This window comes from Streptomyces sp. NRRL F-2664, assembly GCF_000719345.1.
In the GTDB taxonomy this organism is placed as follows: Bacteria; Actinomycetota; Actinomycetes; order Streptomycetales; family Streptomycetaceae; genus Streptomyces.
The window spans coordinates 1-1,023 of the sequence record NZ_JOFX01000241.1; the positions used below are offsets into that span (position 1 = coordinate 1).

Genomic DNA, 1,023 nt, shown 5'->3' on the forward strand with positions numbered 1-1,023 from the left:
ACCCGGCGCAAACACACCCGACACCGGCACCGCCGCCGTCGCGGCAGCCGCCGTGGCGGCAGCAGAGCGGGAACCCGGAGCGGCGAACGCCTCACCCGCACCCTCCCCGACGACGGTGCCGGCAGCGGCCAGGGCCAGCAGGCCGGCCACACCATTCCGGCGGACACGGCGAACAGCAGCAGAAGACGAGGAGGAAGAAGGCACAGGAATTCCCGGGGAGGCAGGCAGAGCGGGCAGTTCCGTCCAGGAGAACAGGACCCGGGGGCTGGCGTCTCTCCTCCGAACAGCCCCCGTGCCCTCGGGCGGCCCTGACCGGGCGGGGGTAGACCGCTGCAGCGGTCGTTGCCGTCTTGGTATGCGGGTTGGCCGGGCGGTTGGCTTCCCGCTCCGCGATGGACGGGTGAACGTGCGCTTCGGTTGGTTACACTGCCGACCGGCTGCGCGTGCCTTCGTCTGCTTGCGTATGTGCAGTAAATGGCTCTGTCTCACATCCGGTGGCAACGCTGAGTGGCGGGGGTCGTTGTTCTATGCCCAATGGATGTCAACGAGCTTGTGCGGATGGTGTTTTCGGGATATCGCCGCTGGTCATCGAGGATGTAGTCGATGAGGGCCCAGGTCATGGTGAGGGCGAAGGCTCCTATGGGGCCTTCGCCCTGCCCGTGCGCAGTGTGCCGTTGGGGGCAGGTGCACGGGTACCACTGGCGGACGATGGCCGATGTGCAGGTCGACGGTATGCGGGCGGTCTTCCGCGTGCGGGTGCGACGTCTGGTCTGTCCCACGCGCGGGTGCCGGCGAACTTTCCGCGAGCAGGCCAGGAGTGTTGGAGCGCTGTCAGCGGCGCACTACCCGCCTGGACAGGCAGGTTAAGGCCGGGGGCGAAGGAGCTAGTGCCGCATCAGAGAGCCTTTGCCCTGTTTCTCGGTAAGAGGATCACTGGCAAGCGCCGGGACTGACTGTCTCGGATCGAACGGGCGGGGAGACATCGACAGTGGCCGAGGACGAGCCTTGGGCGGGTGACGATCA

Annotated in this window: 1 pseudogene; it reads left to right on the forward strand. The window is 67.4% G+C overall.

Annotated elements, in window-relative coordinates:
• Positions 1–534: 534 nt before the first annotated feature.
• A pseudogene (locus IF89_RS48845) lies at positions 535–871 on the forward strand (ISL3 family transposase); the annotation flags it as partial.
• Positions 872–1,023 lie beyond the last annotated feature (152 nt).